The 17,426-nt window shown below is 65.1% G+C and carries 16 protein-coding genes; 14 read left to right on the forward strand and 2 right to left on the reverse strand.

Annotated elements, in window-relative coordinates; genetic code table 11:
• Positions 1 to 116: 116 nt before the first annotated feature.
• The 7 genes from ACZ9C1_RS19540 to ACZ9C1_RS19570 all read left to right on the forward strand — a co-directional run bounded on the left by ACZ9C1_RS19540 (position 117) and on the right by ACZ9C1_RS19570 (position 8,968).
• Positions 117 to 1,454 (forward strand): TolC family outer membrane protein, encoded by a 1,338-nt coding sequence (locus ACZ9C1_RS19540; protein WP_476254295.1) that lies wholly within the window; start codon positions 117 to 119, stop codon positions 1,452 to 1,454.
• A 44-nt stretch (positions 1,455 to 1,498) separates the two neighbouring features.
• Positions 1,499 to 3,655: a type I secretion system permease/ATPase gene (locus ACZ9C1_RS19545; RefSeq protein WP_198755779.1), complete on the forward strand. Its 2,157-nt coding sequence runs from the start codon at positions 1,499 to 1,501 to the stop codon at positions 3,653 to 3,655.
• A 7-nt stretch (positions 3,656 to 3,662) separates the two neighbouring features.
• Positions 3,663 to 5,021: an HlyD family type I secretion periplasmic adaptor subunit gene (locus ACZ9C1_RS19550; protein WP_173862469.1), complete on the forward strand. Its 1,359-nt coding sequence runs from the start codon at positions 3,663 to 3,665 to the stop codon at positions 5,019 to 5,021.
• 261 nt (positions 5,022 to 5,282) lie between these two features.
• The gene (locus ACZ9C1_RS19555; RefSeq protein ID WP_476254296.1) at positions 5,283 to 6,182 is read left to right on the forward strand and encodes a TauD/TfdA dioxygenase family protein; all 900 of its coding nucleotides are present in this window, start codon (positions 5,283 to 5,285) and stop codon (positions 6,180 to 6,182) included.
• Positions 6,183 to 6,200: 18 nt separating this feature from the next.
• Entirely contained in the window at positions 6,201 to 7,220 is a 1,020-nt protein-coding gene (locus ACZ9C1_RS19560) for an ABC transporter substrate-binding protein (RefSeq protein ID WP_277502455.1), read from the forward strand.
• Positions 7,221 to 7,226: 6 nt separating this feature from the next.
• Entirely contained in the window at positions 7,227 to 8,090 is an 864-nt protein-coding gene (locus tag ACZ9C1_RS19565; RefSeq protein WP_198755776.1) for an ABC transporter ATP-binding protein, read from the forward strand.
• A gap of 14 nt (positions 8,091 to 8,104) precedes the next feature.
• A complete protein-coding gene (locus tag ACZ9C1_RS19570) occupies positions 8,105 to 8,968 on the forward strand; it encodes an ABC transporter permease (RefSeq protein WP_277502456.1) in 864 nt (287 codons plus the stop codon).
• Positions 8,969 to 9,101: 133 nt separating this feature from the next.
• Here the strand turns inward: ACZ9C1_RS19570 and ACZ9C1_RS19575 are convergent, their stop codons facing one another.
• Positions 9,102 to 9,659 carry a WYL domain-containing protein gene (locus ACZ9C1_RS19575; protein WP_139667803.1) on the reverse strand — a complete coding sequence of 186 codons (558 nt, stop codon included), beginning with the start codon at positions 9,657 to 9,659 and terminating at the stop codon, positions 9,102 to 9,104.
• Positions 9,660 to 9,865: 206 nt separating this feature from the next.
• Here ACZ9C1_RS19575 and ACZ9C1_RS19580 point away from each other — a divergent pair, with 206 nt between their 5' ends.
• The 7 genes from ACZ9C1_RS19580 (at position 9,866) to ACZ9C1_RS19610 (ending at position 16,475) form a co-directional block, all read left to right on the forward strand.
• The gene (locus ACZ9C1_RS19580) at positions 9,866 to 10,678 is read left to right on the forward strand and encodes a tetratricopeptide repeat protein (RefSeq protein WP_102684982.1); all 813 of its coding nucleotides are present in this window, start codon (positions 9,866 to 9,868) and stop codon (positions 10,676 to 10,678) included.
• A gap of 127 nt (positions 10,679 to 10,805) precedes the next feature.
• The gene (locus tag ACZ9C1_RS19585) at positions 10,806 to 11,243 is read left to right on the forward strand and encodes a MarR family winged helix-turn-helix transcriptional regulator (protein ID WP_023630816.1); all 438 of its coding nucleotides are present in this window, start codon (positions 10,806 to 10,808) and stop codon (positions 11,241 to 11,243) included.
• Positions 11,240 to 13,327 (forward strand): FUSC family protein, encoded by a 2,088-nt coding sequence (locus tag ACZ9C1_RS19590; RefSeq protein WP_476254297.1) that lies wholly within the window; start codon positions 11,240 to 11,242, stop codon positions 13,325 to 13,327. Before ACZ9C1_RS19585 ends, ACZ9C1_RS19590 begins: the two co-directional genes overlap by 4 nt.
• Complete coding sequence (locus ACZ9C1_RS19595; protein ID WP_011531590.1) at positions 13,324 to 13,536, forward strand: DUF1656 domain-containing protein; 213 nt, start codon at positions 13,324 to 13,326, stop codon at positions 13,534 to 13,536. Before ACZ9C1_RS19590 ends, ACZ9C1_RS19595 begins: the two co-directional genes overlap by 4 nt.
• The gene (locus ACZ9C1_RS19600) at positions 13,533 to 14,408 is read left to right on the forward strand and encodes an efflux RND transporter periplasmic adaptor subunit (protein WP_102684980.1); all 876 of its coding nucleotides are present in this window, start codon (positions 13,533 to 13,535) and stop codon (positions 14,406 to 14,408) included. The genes ACZ9C1_RS19595 and ACZ9C1_RS19600 overlap by 4 nt, the downstream gene beginning before the upstream one ends.
• Positions 14,405 to 15,823 carry an efflux transporter outer membrane subunit gene (locus ACZ9C1_RS19605; protein ID WP_476254298.1) on the forward strand — a complete coding sequence of 473 codons (1,419 nt, stop codon included), beginning with the start codon at positions 14,405 to 14,407 and terminating at the stop codon, positions 15,821 to 15,823. Before ACZ9C1_RS19600 ends, ACZ9C1_RS19605 begins: the two co-directional genes overlap by 4 nt.
• A 196-nt stretch (positions 15,824 to 16,019) precedes the next feature.
• Entirely contained in the window at positions 16,020 to 16,475 is a 456-nt protein-coding gene (locus tag ACZ9C1_RS19610) for an REP-associated tyrosine transposase (RefSeq protein WP_277502458.1), read from the forward strand.
• Positions 16,476 to 16,679: 204 nt separating this feature from the next.
• Here the strand turns inward: ACZ9C1_RS19610 and ACZ9C1_RS19615 are convergent, their stop codons facing one another.
• Positions 16,680 to 17,423, reverse strand: coding sequence for a penicillin-binding protein activator LpoB (locus ACZ9C1_RS19615; protein WP_457378800.1), 744 nt, complete (start codon positions 17,421 to 17,423; stop codon positions 16,680 to 16,682).
• Positions 17,424 to 17,426 lie beyond the last annotated feature (3 nt).

A 17,426-nucleotide genomic window follows, 5' to 3' on the forward strand; every position in this document is an offset into this window, starting at 1 on the left:
TATCGTGTTGCCTGCGAGAACCATCCTACCGATCGAAGGTGAAATGCCATCTTCCAAGGTAGAAGGAGCTTCAGTTGTGATGTAGGACAACAGCTCATTTCGGGAACCCAGTAAAAATGCGTGCGTCACTGTTCACCGCTCTTCCTTTCGCTCTCGCCGCCTCTTTCGCTCAAGCACAAACCTTGCCTGAAGCCATGCAGAAGGCCCTCGAGGTACACCCGGAAATCCAGGCCGGCGTGAACGCCCGTACGGCTGCGGATTACCAACTGCGTGCAGCCCAGGGCGGCTATTTGCCGCGGGTCGATGTGACGGCCGGTTATGGCCGCGAGGGCACCGACAGCCCAAGCACCCGCAACCGCTGGGAGACGCTCAACCGTGGCGAATCGGCGATCCGCCTGCGGCAGATGGTCTTTGACGGTTTTGCCACCTCCAGCGAGGTCGGGCGTCAACAAGCCACCGTCAACGCTCGCGCCTATTCATTGCTGGGCACCTCCGAGCGTACCGCGCTGACCGTCGCCCAGGTCTACCTGGACGTCCTGTCGCGCCGTGAGATGGTGCGCCTGGCCGAAGAAAACCTGCGCAACCATGAGCGCATCCTCGACCAGATCAAGTTGCGCACCAGCCGTGGCGTAGGCCGCATGGCCGACCTCGACCAGGCTGAAGCGCGCCAGGCCCAGGCCCGCAACAACCTGATCACCGAGCAGACCAACCTGGCCGATGCCAACACCAACTACCTGAGCGTCGTCGGGCAAATGCCCGACGAGTTAAGCACGCCCGCGCCATTTGTCGACCTGCTGCCGGCCACCCTCGAAGAGGCGCGTCACCAACTGGTCGAAGAGAGCCCGATCCTGCGTTCGGCCGAGTCGGACATCGCGGCTGCCGAGAAGCAATACGAAGCGGCAAAGTCTACTTTCTATCCGCGTTTCGATGCCGAACTCGGACGAACGGCCGACAACAACCTCGACGGCGCGGTGGGCCACAGCAACGAGTGGCAGGCCATGCTGCGCATGAACTTCAACCTGTACGCCGGCGGCAGCAACAAGGCGGACCTGGAATCGAAGTCGTATCTGGCCAACCAGGCCCTGGACATTCGCAACAACGCCTTGCGCCAGCTCAATGAGGAGTTAGGCTTGGCATGGAATGCTCTGGAAAACGCCAACGCCCAGGTGCCGATCGCCCAGCAGTACGTCGATCACAGCAACCGGGTGCGCAGCGCCTACCAACAGCAGTTCGGCCTGGGCGAGCGAACCCTGCTCGACTTGCTCGACAGCGAGAATGAAACCTTCACCGCCCAGCGTCGTCTGGTAGAGGTGAAGAACATACAAATGTTTACTCAGTACCGAATCAAGGCGACCATTGGCCAGCTGCTCAAGAGCCAGGGTGTCGTAGCCCCGATGGCCACCGTTGTGCAGAACGACCTGAAACCCAAGGTGAACCTGCCAGGCATGAACTGAAAGGCGCCTTGAACCCACCCCCGCAAGGATGAAGAGAGCGCCGCGTGGAATCCGAAGTCAGTCGAGTCCAACTCAGCCACGATCCACGCAGTCAGCATGACGACCCGCTGCTGGACAGTCTGCTGACCCTGTGTGTCCTGCATCAGAAGCCCGCCAGCCGGGCCATGCTGACCACCGGGCTGCCCTTGCCCTCGCAACGCCTGACCGCCGAGCTGCTGCCGCGTGCGGCCGCCCGGGCCGGGCTGCAGGGGCGCCTGTTGCAGCGCAAGCTGGAGCAGATACCCAGCATCGCCATGCCGGCGATGCTGCTGCTCAAGGAAGGCCGCTGCGCGGTGCTGCTGGGTTGGGAAAACGAGGACACCGCGCGGCTGCTGCTCAGCGAGAGCGACGGCGGCGAAGTGCATGTCACCCGTGAGGCGTTGCAGGGCGACTACAGCGGCAAGGTGTTCTTCGCCCAGCCCCAGCACAAGTTCGACGTCAACCACGGCAACCTGATCCCACGCGCGCGCTCCTGGTTCCGCGACACGCTGCTGCGCAGCAAATGGCTGTACATCGATGCCATCGCCGCCAGCCTGGTGATCAACCTGATCGCCCTGGCCGCGCCGCTGTTCGTGATGAACGTGTACGACCGCGTCGTGCCCAACCAGGCCACCTCGACGCTATGGGTGCTGGCGGTGGGTATCGCCGGGGCCTATGTCTTCGACCTGATTCTAAAGGGGCTGCGCAGTCTCTGTCTGGACCTGGCCGGCAAGAAGACCGACCTGATCATCTCGGCGACGCTGTTCGAGCGCATCGTCGGCATGGCCATGAAGTACCGCCCGGCGCGGGTCGGCAGCTTTGCCCAGAACATCCATGAGTTCCAGGGCCTGCGCGACTTCCTCGCCTCGCTGACGCTGACCAGCCTGATCGACCTGCCGTTCACCCTGCTGATCCTGATGGTCATCGCCATCATCGGCGGGCACCTGGTGTGGATCCCGGTCCTTGCCTTCCCCTTGGCCCTGGGTATCGGCTACGCGTTGCAGAAGCCGCTGATGGCGACCATGGAACGCACCATGGCCCTGGCCTCCGAGCGCCAGTCGAGCCTGATCGAGACCCTGGCCGGCTTGGACGGGATCAAGGTCAACAACGCCGAGAGCGAGCGCCAGTACATGTGGGAGCAGACCCTCGGCACCCTCAGCCGCCTCGAGCTGCGGGTCAAGGTGCTGTCAGGCCTGGCCATGAACATCACCCTGCTGATCCAGCAGTTGGCCGGCGTAGCGATGATCTGTGTGGGCGTGTACCTGATCATCGACGGCAACCTCAGCATGGGCGGCCTGGTGGCCTGCTACATGCTCAGCGGTCGCGCCCTTGGCCCGCTGGGCTCGCTGAACGGCCTGCTGGCCCGCTACCAGCAAGCCAAGGTGACCATGGTCGCCACCGACCAGATGATGGAACTGCCCCAGGAGCGCAACTTCGAGGAGCGCCCGCTGAGCCGCCAGGTGCTGCAGGGCGCCATCGAGTTCCGCGGCGTCGAGTTCACCTACCCGAACCAGCAGAACCAGGCGCTCAAGGGCATCAACCTGAACATCCGCCCAGGCGAGAAGATCGGCATCATCGGCCGCAGCGGCTCGGGCAAGAGCTCGCTGGCCAAGCTGATCGTCGGCCTGTACGAGCCGGACAACGGCTCGCTGTTGGTCGATGGTGTGGACATCCGCCAGATCGACGTCAGCGAACTGCGGCACAACATCGGCTATGTGCCCCAGGATATCCAGCTGTTGGCCGGCACCCTGCGCGACAACCTGGTCAGTGGCGCCCGCTACATCGAGGACGAGCTGATTTTGCAGGCCGCTGAGTTGGCCGGCGTGCACGAATTCGCCCGCCTGCACCCCGACGGCTACGAGTTGCAGGTCGGCGAACGCGGGCAGAACCTCTCCGGTGGCCAGCGCCAGAACGTCGCCCTGGGGCGGGCGCTGCTGCTCAACCCGCAGATCCTGCTGCTCGACGAACCCACCAGCGCCATGGACAACACCGGTGAGGAGCGCCTCAAACAGCGCCTGGCCGCGGTCATCGAGAACAAGACCGTGCTGCTGGTCACCCACCGGGCGTCGCTGCTGTCGCTGGTGGACCGGTTGATCGTCATCGATCGTGGACAGATTGTCGCGGATGGCCCGAAAGCCGCCGTCATGGATGCGCTGAAGAAGGGGCAGATCAGTGTTGCATAAGCTGGATATGGGGCGTTTCAAGGACAACCTGCGCCGCTACTTCAAGGGCTCCGAGTCGCTGGCCGGGCAGCCGCTGCCCGAGGTCAACAAGGCGCTGATCGAGGACGCGCCGCGAGTGGTGCGCCTGACCATCTGGGGGGTGATCGCGTTCTTCCTGTTTCTCATCGTCTGGGCCAGCGTCGCGCCCATCGACGAGGTGACGCGCGGGGAGGGCAAGGCCATCCCGTCGTCCAAGGTGCAGAAGATCCAGAACCTCGAAGGCGGCATCGTTGCCGAGATCTTCGCCAAGGAGGGGGAGATCGTCGAAGTCGGCCAGCCGCTGCTGCGTCTGGACGAGACCCGCTTTGCCTCCAATGTCGACGAGACCGAGGCTTCGCGTCTGGCCATGGCCTTGCGCGTGCAGCGCCTCACGGCCGAGGTCGAGGACAAGCCGCTGCAGATCGACGAAGAGCTGCGCAAGGCCGCGCCGAGCCAGGCCGCCAACGAGCAATCGCTGTACCAGAGCCGTCGCCAGCAGTTGCAGGATGAGATCGGCGGCCTGCAGCAGCAGTTGGTGCAGAAGCAGCAGGAGCTGCGCGAGTTCAACTCCAAGCGCGCCCAGTACGCCAACAGCCTGCAGCTGTTGCGCCAGGAAATCTCGATGTCCGAGCCACTGGTGGCTCAGGGTGCTATTTCCCAGGTCGAGGTGCTGCGCCTGCGCCGCGCCGAAGTCGAGAACCGGGGCCAGATGGACTCCACCACCTTGGCCATCCCGCGGGCCGAGGCGGCGATCAAGGAGGTCGAGAGCAAGATCGAGGAGACCCGCGGCAAGTTCCGCAGCGAGGCGCTGACCCAGCTCAACGAGGCCCGTACCGAGCTGAACAAGGCCACCGCCACCAGCAAGGCGCTGGACGACCGCGTGCACCGCACCATGGTCATCTCGCCGGTGCGCGGTATCGTCAAGCAGCTGCTGGTCAACACCATCGGCGGCGTGATCCAGCCGGGCAGCGACATCATCGAGATCGTGCCGCTGGACGACACCCTGGTGGTCGAGGCGAAGATCCTGCCCAAGGACATCGCCTTCCTGCACCCGGGCCAGGAAGCCACGGTCAAGTTCACCGCCTATGACTACACCATCTATGGCGGGATGAAGGCCAAGCTCGAGCAGATCGGTGCCGACACCATCACCGACGAAGACAAGAAGACCACCTATTACCTGATCAAGCTGCGTACCGAGAAGAGTCACCTGGGCACCGACGAGAAGCCGCTGCTGATCATCCCGGGGATGGTGGCCACGGTGGATATCATGACCGGCAAGAAGACCATCATGAGCTACCTGCTCAAGCCGATCATCAAGGCGCGCTCCGAAGCCTTGCGCGAGCGTTGATCGCGCGCGGGGGCGGAAATCCTGTGGGAGCGGGGCAAGCCCTCTCCCACGCCCTCGCTTTGTAGGCCGGAGCAGGGCTTAGCATATTCATATGTATATGCAATAAAGGTATTTAAATTGCGGTTCTTATGACTTTATAGTCACCCCACTGCGTACCCGCTGACCAATCGGCGCGCCGCACGACTCGAACCCACACGGGCAATCCCCGTGCGTTTCCGATCGTTGCGCGCCCTGGAGTCGCGCACTGCGTGGGAGTGAACAATGCCAGCCGCCTCGAACGCCTTGTCGACCATCGACAGCGCCCAACCGCAAACCTTCGACATCCGCTCGTTCCCCGGCGCCGTTGGCGCCGAGATCATCGGCCTCGACCTGAGCCGTCCGGTCAATGCCGAGGATTTCATCCGCATTCACCGCGCCCACCTGGACCACCATGTCCTGGTGTTTCGCGACCAGCGCATCACCCCTGAACAACAGATCGCCTTCAGCCGCCGGTTCGGCGAACTGCAGATCCATGTGCTCAAGCAGTTCCTGCTCACCGGCCATCCCGAGATCCTGATCGTGTCCAACATCGTCGAGAACGGTCGCAACGTCGGACTGGGCGACGCCGGCAAGTTCTGGCACTCGGACCTGTCGTACAAGGAACTGCCGAGCCTGGGCTCGATGCTGCACGCCCAGGAGCTGCCCAGCGAGGGCGGCGACACCTTGTTCGCCGACATGCACAAGGCCTGGGACGCGGTGCCCGACGCCCTGCGCCGGGTCGTCGAGGGCCGCAGTGCCGCCCATTCCTATACCGCCCGCTACGCCGAGACCAAGTTCGAAGGCAACTGGCGCCCGACGCTGACCGCCGAGCAACTGGCCCAGGTCCAGGAGGTCATCCACCCGGTGGTGCGTACTCATCCGGAGAACGGCCGCAAGGCGCTGTTCGTCAGCGAAGGCTTCACCACCCGTATCGTCGGCCTGCCGGATGACGAAAGCCGCGACGTGCTGCAACAGCTGTACGCCCTGAGCGTGCTGGAGCAGAACCTCTACCGCCATCAATGGCAGCCCCATGACTTGGTGTTCTGGGACAACCGCTCGCTGATCCACCTGGCCACCGGTTGCCCCGCGCACCTGCGCCGCAAGCTGTACCGCACCACCATCCAGGGCGATGCCCCGTTCTGACGACTGAGGAAGTACACCATGCGCAAATCCATCAGCCGCTTGGCGGCAAGTATCGGCCTGGGCGCCAGCTTGGGTCTAGGCAGTCTGGCGGCGCCCACCGTGGCTCACGCCGAAGGGCAGATCCGCATCGCCGAGCAGTTCGGCATCGTCTACCTGCTGCTCAACGTGGTCCGTGACCAGCAACTGATCGAGAAGCACGGCAAGGAGCAGGGTCTCGACATCAAGGTCGACTGGGCCCAGCTCTCCGGTGGCGCGGCGATCAACGACGCGTTGCTGTCCGGCTCGGTGGACATCGCCGGCGCCGGCGTCGGGCCGCTGCTCACCGTGTGGGATCGCACCAAGGGCCGCCAGAACGTCAAGGCCGTTGCCTCACTGGGCAACTTCCCCTACTACCTGGTCAGCAGCAATCCCAATGTGAAGACCATCGCCGATATTTCCGAGAAAGATCGTATCGCCGTCCCAGCGGTGGGGGTTTCGGTGCAGTCGCGCTTCCTGCAGTATGCCGCCGCACGGCAGTGGGGCGACAAGGAATACAACCGCCTGGACAAGTACACCCTGGCCGTGCCGCACCCGGATGCCACTGCGGCCTTGCTGGCCGGCGGCACCGAGCTTAACGGGCACTTCTCCAACCCGCCGTTCCAGGACCAGGTACTGGCCAACAAGAACGTGCACGTGGTGCTCAACAGCTACGACCTGCTCGGGCCCAACTCACCGACCCTGCTGTTCGCCACCGAGAAATTCCGCAAGGACAATCCCAAGACCTACAAGGCCTTCGTTGATGCCCTTGCCGAAGCCGCCGACTTCGCCCAGAAAGACAAGGCCGCCGCGGCCGATACCTACATCCGCGTGACCAAGGCCAAGATCGACCGCGACGCGCTGATCAAGCTGATCGACAATCCGCAGTACGAATTCACCGTCACTCCGAAGAACACCTACAAGCTGGCCGAGTTCCTCTACCGGGTCGGCGCGATCAAGCACAAACCCGAATCGTGGAAGGACTATTTCTTCCAGGATGAACGCCCGCTGCAAGGGAGCTGACCGCCAATGACCGCCCCATTGCCAGGCCACGCGGCCAGCACCCTGAGCCGTGTCGCCACGCCACCGCTGCTGGCGGTGGACAACCTGAGCCTCGAATACCGCACTGCCCAACGCGTGGTGCGGGCCACCCATCAAGTCAGCTTCGAAGTCGACCGCGCCGACCGTTTCGTCCTGCTCGGCCCGTCCGGCTGCGGCAAGTCCACCTTGCTCAAAGCCGTGGCTGGCTTCATCGAACCCCGGGAAGGGCGGATCCTGCTGCAGGGCCAGCCGGTACGCGGCCCTGGGCCCGACCGCATCGTGGTGTTCCAGGAATTCGACCAGCTGCCGCCCTGGAAAACGGTGAAGCAGAACGTGATGTTCCCGTTGCTGGTGTCCGGCCAGCTCAAGCGCGCCGAGGCCGAAGAGCGGGCGCTGCATTACCTGGAGAAGGTCGGCCTGGCCGCCTTCGCCGACGCATACCCCCATACCTTGTCCGGCGGCATGAAAGCCCGCGTGGCGATCGCCCGGGCACTGGCCACGCAACCGAAGATCCTGTTGATGGACGAGCCGTTCGCCGCGCTCGATGCGCTCACCCGGCGCAAGATGCAGGAGGAGCTGCTGCTGCTGTGGGAAGAGGTGCGTTTCACCCTGTTGTTCGTCACTCATTCCATCGAAGAGGCGCTGGTGGTGGGCAACCGCATCCTCCTGTTGTCGCCGCATCCCGGGCGCGTGCGGGCCGAGGTGCACAGCCATCAGTACGACCTCGGCAGCCTCGGCGCCAGCGACTTCCAGGCCAGTGCCCGACGCATCCACCGGTTGCTGTTCGACGAGACCGACGCCCCGCAAAACGCGGGTGATCTGGGTTTCAACGATATCCGTATTGCCTACTGAACAGGAGCCATTACATGACCACGACACCTGTACGCCAGGAATACGAAGTGCTGTTGCAACCCCTGCCCGGAGTGCCGCTGGAACGCGCGCTGCCGCTGGTGCAACGGTTGTGGCAACAGGGTTGGCTGCGCAAGGCTGTGATCCTGATACTGCTCGCGGCGGCCTGGGAGGCGGTGGCTCGCTACACCGGCAACGACCTGCTGCTGCCGGGCTTCCTGCAGACCTCCAGCGCATTGTGGGACGGGCTGCTCAGCGGCGAGCTGCCAGCCAAGGTCGGCGTTTCGCTGGTGGTGCTGCTCAAGGGCTATGTGCTGGGCATCGTCCTGGCATTCGGCCTGACCAGCCTGGCCGTCTCGACGCAGCTGGGGCGCGACCTGCTGGGCACGCTGACCTCGATGTTCAACCCGCTGCCGGCCATAGCCCTGCTGCCGCTGGCCTTGCTCTGGTTCGGCCTGGGCGACAACAGCCTGATCTTCGTGCTGGTGCACTCGGTGCTATGGGCGCTGGCGCTGAACACCTACGCAGGCTTTCTCGGTGTGTCCGAGACCCTGCGCATGGCCGGGCGCAACTACGGGCTGCGCGGCCTGCGTCTGGTGTTGCACATTCTGGTGCCAGCGGCGCTGCCGTCGATCCTGTCGGGGCTGAAGATTGGCTGGGCTTTCGCCTGGCGCACGCTGATCGCCGCCGAGCTTGTGTTTGGCGCCAGCAGTGGCAAAGGCGGGCTTGGCTGGTACATCTTCCAGAACCGCAACGAGTTGTACACCGACAAGGTGTTCGCCGGGCTGGCGGTGGTGATCCTGATCGGCCTGTTGGTGGAGGGGCTGGTGTTCAACACCCTCGAACGGCTGACCGTTCGGCGCTGGGGGATGCAGCGCTAGTGTGTTGCCTGTACCGGCCTCTCGCCGGCAAGCCGGCTCCCACAGGTATGGCGCAAGACTTGAGGGCCGCACGGTCGGTGTGGGAGCCGGCTTGCCGGCGAGAGGCCAGATCAGCCAGCGGCGAAATCGGGGTCTAGTCCCGATACTTAGCCGCTGCGCTGGCCAATGTCCGCGCAATCTCCTCGCGCAATGCCTGCGGCGCTTCCACCACCAGCCCATCCCCCTGGCTCAGCAACCACCAGCGCAAGGGCCAGCCATCCGCCACGGTTGCCCGTAATCGGTGCCCCTGATCCAGCGCGGTCAACTGCATGTCCGCAGTCAGTGGCGTCTCGCGCAGACGGCGAGCCAGCAAGTCGCTGATCCACGCCTGCAGTTCGATGCCTTCCCCTTGGCCAGGCTGCAACGTATCGCCGCGCAAATACCCCTGCAGGTCGAAGTTCCCACGCAACTCGCCGCCGGCGTTGGCTGACCAGTGCCAGCCGAACGGGATGCTCTTGTCATTGCGCTCCAGCGGAAAGATCAGCGACAGCTCGTTGAGGTCGCGCTCGACCGTGCGCTTGCTGACATTGAAGCCCACGTCACGCAGGCGCCACACCAGTTCGGCACTGGTGATCCCGGGAGAGCGGCTGGGTAGCTGGCGCAGCAATGCCCATTGGCGGCTGAGGGTGGCGCGGGTGGTGGCGAACGGCAAAAGGAAACGTCCTTGTCTAGGCTTGCCGGCATAGGATGGCGGCACGGGCAGGGCATGGCAATTGGCCACAGCCTGCTCAGATCAAGGAAGATGCAATTGGTTGCCTGGGATCAATTCGTTCGCGACAGGTTTTGTCGTGGCATCGCGCAGAATCACGCCTCACCACAGTGGAGGTTGGAGCTGTGGGTCGTTCAATGAGGATGAACATGTCTGCCGCCAGCAATATCCATTCGCTGCTTGCCCGGCTTCTACCCGAGCGGATCGTTCCGGCGCCGGCCCGCCCCGGGCAGCGCCACCGGTTGTTCGCCGGGGTGGGCATGCCCGCCCAGCAGGCCCTGAGCGGCGAGCGCTTTGGCCTGATCGACCGCCTGGACGAGGCAGTCGACCTGCAGGCGGTCTATCACGACCTCTGCCGCCAGGCCCTGCTGGGCAATGTCGCGGCGCTCAATGACCTGGGCTGGATCTGGCTCAATGGCAAATACTGGCGCGGCGACACGGTGCTGGCGGGGCACCTGTTGCGCATGGCGGCGTTGCAGGGCAATGCTGCGGCCTGGTTCAACCTTGGGCAGCAGCAGTACTTCGGCAAGGGCGTCGATGTTTCCTACGTCAATGCGGCCGAATACTACCGCCATGCTTTCGAGCGGGGCATGGTGCATGCCGCCGCGGCGCTGGGCGATCTGTACGAGGAGGAGGTGTGCGAGGGCGACCAGGTGTGGCAGGTCGATCCGCTCGAGGCCTACCAATGGTTCCTGCGCGGCGCCGAGCGTGGCGAGAAGCGCTGCCGCTTCGAGGTGGGCTACCGCTTGCTGCATGGCGTGTATGTGGAGGCTGACACCAAGGCCGGCCTGTACTGGCTGGAACTGGCGGCGGCGACCGGGGTGATGCAGGCCGCCGAGGAGCTGGCGGTGCATTTCAGCAGCCGCGACGCGGCGCGCTACCTCGGCTGGCGCGACCAGGCGATCCAGCTGGGCAGCACGCTGGCGCTGACCATGAAGCTGGAAGACCAGATCCAGCCTTGAGCGCAGCGTGCCTGCAGGGATCATGAACAACCTTTCATCTTTTCCCTCCGTCACCTGCGGTTGACGACAGGGGGAGGGCTGGGCGTATATTGATAGTTAGCAAACTATGAATATCCTCGGTTCTCACATGTCCCTCGACGCACTGCACCTGAAGATCAGCAGCGGCATGGTTGTGGCTGCCCGGCACTGGCGCCGCCTGTGTCAGGGCGCCCTGACCGGCTATGGCATTTCCGAAGCCTGCGCCGTCCCCTTGCTGATGATCGTGCGCCTGGGCGATGGCGTGCATCAGGTGGCGGTGGCCCAGGCGGCCGGGTTGGAAAGCCCGTCGCTGGTGCGCCTGCTCGACCAACTGTGCAAGGCTGGCCTGGTATGCCGCAGCGAGGACCCTCTGGACCGTCGTGCCAAGGCGCTGAGCCTGACCGTCGAGGGCCGTGCCCTGGCCGAGTCCATCGAAGGCGAGCTGGTACGCCTGCGTCGTGAGGTGCTTGGAGGCATCGACCAGGCCGACCTGGAGGCCACCTTGCGGGTCATCCATGCCTTCGAACAGGCAGGCCTGCAGCCATGAATGGCTTCTTCAGCTCGGTCCCGCCGGCCCGCGACTGGTTCTACGGCGTGCGCACCTTCGCCGCGTCGATGATTGCCCTGTATATCGCCCTGCTGATGCAGCTGCCACGCCCTTACTGGGCCATGGCCACGGTCTATATCGTCTCCAGCCCATTCCTCGGCCCGACCACCTCCAAGGCGCTGTACCGCGCCCTGGGCACACTGCTGGGCGCAGGTGGGGCAATCCTGCTGGTGCCGCCGCTGGTGCAATCCCCGCTGCTGCTGAGCATCGCCATCGCCCTGTGGACCGGCACGTTGCTGTTCCTCTCGCTGAACTTGCGCACGGCCAACAACTACGTGCTGATGCTGGCCGGCTACACCCTGCCGATGATCGCCCTGGCGGTGGTCGACAACCCGCTGGCAGTGTTCGACGTGGCCTCGTCCCGGGCCCAGGAAATCTGCCTGGGGATCGTCTGTGCGGCGGTGGTTGGCGCGGTGTTCTGGCCGCGCCGGCTGGCGCCCGTGGTGGTCGGCGCCACCGGCAGCTGGTTCGGCGAGGCGATCCGCTACTGCGACACCTACCTGGCCCGCGAAGCCGGCGCCGACAAGGTCGGCGGCATGCGTGGCGCGATGGTCGCCACCTTCAACTCGCTGGAGCTGATGATCGGCCAGCTCGGCCATGAAGGCGCCGGCCCGCATACCTTGAAGAACGCCCGCGAATTGCGCGGGCGGATGATCCATCTGCTGCCGGTGATCGACGCGCTCGACGATGCCCTGATCGCCCTTGAAGGTCGCGCCCCGGCGCAGTTTGCGCTGCTGCAACCAGTGCTGGGCAGCGCCCGAGAATGGCTCGAAGGCACCGCCGACAGCGCCTCGGTGGCACGCTGGACCGCCCTGCACGAGCAGATCGACCGCCTGCAGCCGGGCGCCGCCGCCCTCGACCAGCGCTCTGAGCTGCTGCTGTCCAACGCCCTCTATCGCCTGATCGAATGGGCCGACCTCTGGCAGGACTGCTGCAGCCTGCAGCACGCCCTGCGCAAGGACGACGCCACGCCCTGGCGCGCGGTCTACCGTCACTGGCGCCTGGGCCGGTTGACACCGTTCTTCGACCGCGGCCTGATGCTCTACTCGGTGTTTTCCACGGTCACCGCCATCGTCGTCGCCTGCGGCCTGTGGATCGGCCTGGGCTGGAACGACGGCGCCAGCGCGGTGATCCTCGCCGCCGTGTCGTGCAGTTTCTTCGCCGCCATGGACGACCCGGCGCCGCAGATCTACCGGTTCTTCTTCTGGACCCTGATGTCGGTGATCTTCTCTAGCCTGTATCTGTTCCTGGTGCTGCCCAACCTGCACGACTTCGCCATGCTGGTGCTGGCCTTCGCCGTGCCGTTCATCTGCGTCGGCACCCTGACCGTGCAGCCGCGTTTCTACCTCGGTACCTTGCTGACCATCGTCAACACCTCGACCTTCATCAGCATCCAGGGCGCCTACGACGCCGACTTCTTCACCTTCCTCAATTCCAACCTGGCAGGCCCCGTGGGGCTGCTGTTCGCCTTCATCTGGACCCTGGTGGTACGCCCGTTCGGCGTGGAGCTGGCGGCCAAGCGCATGACCCGCTTTGCCTGGCGCGATATCGTCGAGATGACTGCGCCGGCCACCCTGGCCGAGCACCGCCAGGTCGGGGTGCAGATGCTCGACCGCCTGATGCAGCACCTGCCACGCCTGTCGCAGACCGGCCAGGACAGCGGCGTGGCCCTGCGCGACCTGCGCGTGGGCCTGAACCTGCTCGACCTGCTGGCCTACATGCCCCGCGCCGGCGCCCAGGCTCGCGAGCGCCTGCAGACGGTGATCGAGGAAGTCGGCGCGCACTACGCCGCCTGCCTGCGCGCCGGCGAGCGCCTGCATGCCCCGGCGGCACTGCTGCGCAACATGGAGCGCGCGCGCCAGGCGCTGAACCTCGATGAGCTTTACGAGCGCGGCGATGCCCGCACCCACCTGCTGCACGCCCTGGCCGGTTTGCGCCTGGCGCTGCTGCCAGGTGTCGAGGTGATGCTCGAGCCCGCCGAACAAACGCAACTGCCCCCGGGCCTCGACGGAGCACCCCTGTGATCGGTGAACTGGATATCAGCGGGGTGTTCCTGCCCACACTGCTGGTGATGATGTTTGGCACCTACCTGTTGTACCTGGGGGTGCACGCGGTGCTGGTGCGCCTGCATTTCTACCGCCTGGTCTGGCACCGGGCGCTGTTCAACGTTGCCCTGTATGCCGTGCTGCTTGGCGCGGTGGACCACTTTTGCCGAAGCCTGATGCTGCCATGAAAAAACCTTTGCTGACCCTGGGCCGCGTGGTCCTGACCTTGCTGGTAGTGACCTTCGCCGCCGTGCTCGTGTGGCAGATGGTGGTGTACTACATGTTCGCCCCCTGGACCCGCGACGGTCATATCCGCGCTGACGTGATCCAGATCGCCCCGGATGTTTCCGGGCTGATCCAGCAGGTCGAGGTGCGCGACAACCAGACCATCAAGCGCGGTGACGTGCTGTTCACCATCGACCAGGACCGTTTCACCCTGGCCCTGCGCCAGGCCAAGGCAACCCTGGCCGAGCGCCAGGAAACCCTGGCCCAGGCCTCCCGCGAGGCCCAGCGCAACCGCAAGCTGGGCAACCTGGTGGCGGCCGAGCAGCTTGAAGAGAGCCAGTCCCGCGAGGCCCGCGCCCGCTCGGCGGTGAGTGAGGCCCAGGTGCAGGTGGATGTGGCCCAGCTCAATCTCGATCGCTCGGTGGTGCGTAGCCCGGTGGACGGCTACCTCAACGACCGCGCCCCGCGCGCCCACGAGTTCGTCAGCGCCGGGCGCCCGGTGTTGTCGGTGGTCGACAGCGCCTCGTACCACGTCGATGGCTACTTCGAGGAAACCAAGCTGGGCGGGATCCATATTGGCGACGCCGTGGATATCCGTGTGATGGGCGACCCCACCCGCCTGCGCGGCCGGGTGCAGAGCCTCTCCGCCGGTATCGAGGACCGCGACCGCAGCAGCGGCGCCAACCTGCTGCCCAACGTCAACCCGGCGTTCAGTTGGGTGCGCCTGGCCCAGCGGATCCCGGTACGCATCACCTTCGATGAAGTGCCGGCGGACTTTCGCATGATCGCTGGGCGTACCGCCACGGTGTCGATCATCGAGGACCAACGCCCATGAAACAATTGATCCTGGCGGGGCTGTGCCTGTCCCTCGGCGCTTGCATGATGGTCGGACCGGACTACCAGCTGCCCAAGGAGGCCGCCGTGCAGCGCGGCGACCTCAACGGCCCGCTGCGCCAGGACGCCGACAGCGTGGTCTCGGCGCCGGTGCCCGAGGACTGGTGGCAGCTGTATAAGGATCAACGGCTCAACCAGCTGGTGCGCGAGGCGCTCGGCGCCAACACCGAGCTGCGCGTGGCTGCCGCCAACATCGCCAAGGCCCGCGCCCAGGTGGAGGTGGCGGAATCGCAGGGTGGCTTCAATGGTGGCGTCAAGCTGGGTGCCCAGCGCCTGCAGGAGTCCGGCGAAGCGTTCCTGCTGCCGGAGAAAGTACCGGTGGCCAACATTGGCGAGGCGATCATCAGCGCCAGCTACCAGTTCGACCTGTGGGGCACCTTCAAGCGCGGCACCGAGGCCGCCAAGGCCAATGCCGATGCCGTGCAGGCCGCCGCCGACACCGCGCGCATCACCCTGGTGGCCGATGTGGTCAAGGCGTACACCCAGGTGTGCTCGGCCAACGAGGAGTACCACATCGCCCGCGAGTCGCTGGACCTGCAGCAGCAGGGCGTGCAACTGACCCAGCGTCTGCGCGACGCCGGGCGTGGCGACGAGAGCCAGGTCACCCGGTCGCAGACCCAGTTCAAGTCCTTGCGCGCCGAGCTGCCGCGCTTCAAGGCCGAGCGCGAGGCAGGCCTCTACACGCTGGCCGCGTTGCTGGCCAAGCCTGTCGAGCAATTGCCTGCCGGCACCGCCGATTGCGCCGAGCTGCCACAGCTGTCGCAACTGGTTCCGGTCGGTGACGGCGCGGCCTTGCTCAAGCGTCGCCCCGATGTGCGCCAGGCCGAACGCCAGCTGGCGGCAGCCACCGCCACCATCGGTGTGGCCACCGGCGCGCTGTACCCGGATATCAGCATCGGCGCCCAGGTGGGCACCATCGGCATCCTCGACAACCTCGGCGAGCCGGCCACCAACCGCTGGGGCTTCGGCCCGCAGATCAGCTGGAACATCCCCACCAACGGCACCCGCGCGCGCATCCGCATGGCCGAGGCCTCGACCCAGGCGGCGTTGGCGCATTTCGACGGGGTGGTACTCAACGCCATTCGCGAAACCCAGACCCGCCTGGCGCAGTACAGCGCGCTGCTGGATCGGCGCGACGCGCTGGCCGAGGCGGAGCGCTCCGCCAAGGAGTCGGCGGACCAGACCCATCTGCGCTATCAGGTAGGACGTGAGTCGTTCCTGGCCGACCTGCAGGCGACGCGGACCTACACCGATGTACGGGCGCAGCTGGCGGCGGCCAACAGCCAGGTGGCAATGGGGCAGATTGGCGTGTTCCTGGCCTTGGGCGGCGGCTGGAAGAATAGCGCCAGGCCCTGAAATCCCTGGGGCCGCTGTGCGGCCCTTTCGTCGCGGTTCGCCGCCACGACAAGCCGGCTCCCACAAAGGCTGCACAGATCCCTGTGGGAGCCGGCTTGCCGGCGATGGAGGCAACACAGAAACATCACGTGTCACTCCATTTACGCCTCGCCCGCTGAGGGAACTAGCCTGACCTGTCATCAACAGGAGCAGGCATATGGATAGTCCTCATTCCGATCAACTCAGGCGTGGCAGGTTCTCCGAACCAGGCAGGCTTTACCTGCTCACCAGCAAGACCTTGAACCGCGTGCCGTATCTGGTCGATCTGCGATCGGCTCGGTTGCTGATTGCGCAGTTGCGCACTGTGGAGCAAGAAGGCATCGCCCGTTCGCTGGCCTGGGTTGTGATGCCAGATCATTTTCACTGGCTTGTGGAGCTTGGGGACGTGGATCTGAAAACGCTGATGCGCAGGGTCAAGTCGCGCAGTACGCGGATGATCAAAGGATATCAGAGGCGCACCGGTCGCCTGTGGCAGCAAGGCTTTCATGATCGGGCATTACGGCGTGAGGAAGATGTGCGCGCTGTTGCGCGCTACATTGTCATGAATCCCAAACGGGCAGGCTTGGTTGAGAGGATCGGCGATTATCCGCATTGGGATGCCATCTGGCTTTGAATGGGTAGCTGCCATGGTTGCCTGTGCTGGCCTCATCGCCGGCAAGCCGGCTCCCACAAAAGCTGCTCCGATCCCTGTGGGAGCCGGCTTGTCGTGGCGACGAAGCGCGGCGAAAGGGCCGCATAGCGGCCCCGGCAATTCTGATTTGGTACAGAGATCCTGGGGCAGCTCTGCAGTACAGGGATTGCGTTTGGCTCAGGAGGCTTAGTTCAGCACCCGCGCCGGCTCATCCGGCGGCAGGTTGTCCCGCCCACGCGGCTGTTTCGCCTGCCCGGGCACCGAGCCGCCCAACTGTTCGGCCAGCTGCTGCGCCACATCCTCGCCCAGCGCCTTCGACACGTCCCGCACCACCCGCGGACGGTTCAGCGTCACGCGGCGGTCCTGGCTTTTCACCAGCTTGGTGTCCTGCCCCTCACCCATGGCGGTGAACGCCGAGGTGATCTCGTAGGTGCGGGTGTTGATCAGGCTGAAGTCGGCGACCACGGTCAGGCCCAATACCGCCGAGTAGCTGTCGGTGTGATCCAGCGAGTTGATGTCCTGCTGGAAGTCGATGTCCGACAGGGTGCCGAACAGCACGTAGTCGGCGCCCTTGAACGCACCGTTCCTGATGCGGCGGATCACGTCGTACACGTCTTCCTTCGAGTCGGCGGTGTAGGGGCGGCCCTGGACCAGTTGGAACATGCCGGTCTTGAGGATCTCACCCTTGATATCACCACCGAACTTGCGCAGTTCGGTCTGCTCGATGTAGCTGTTGAGGCTCTCGTACTCGCTGTAGCTCGACTGGCCGCTGGCGTGGTACATGCCAGCCTGGCCGCTGCTCTGGGCGTTGATGGTGTGGATGTATTCCTCCACCTGCGCCTGGTAGGCCAGGTCGGTCACCGCCACCTTGGGGGCCGCCTGCGCGCCGAAGGCGCAGGCCAGGCCAATGATTGCCATCCATGCACGCATCGA

Source organism: Pseudomonas sp. TE21435 (genome assembly GCF_056279265.1).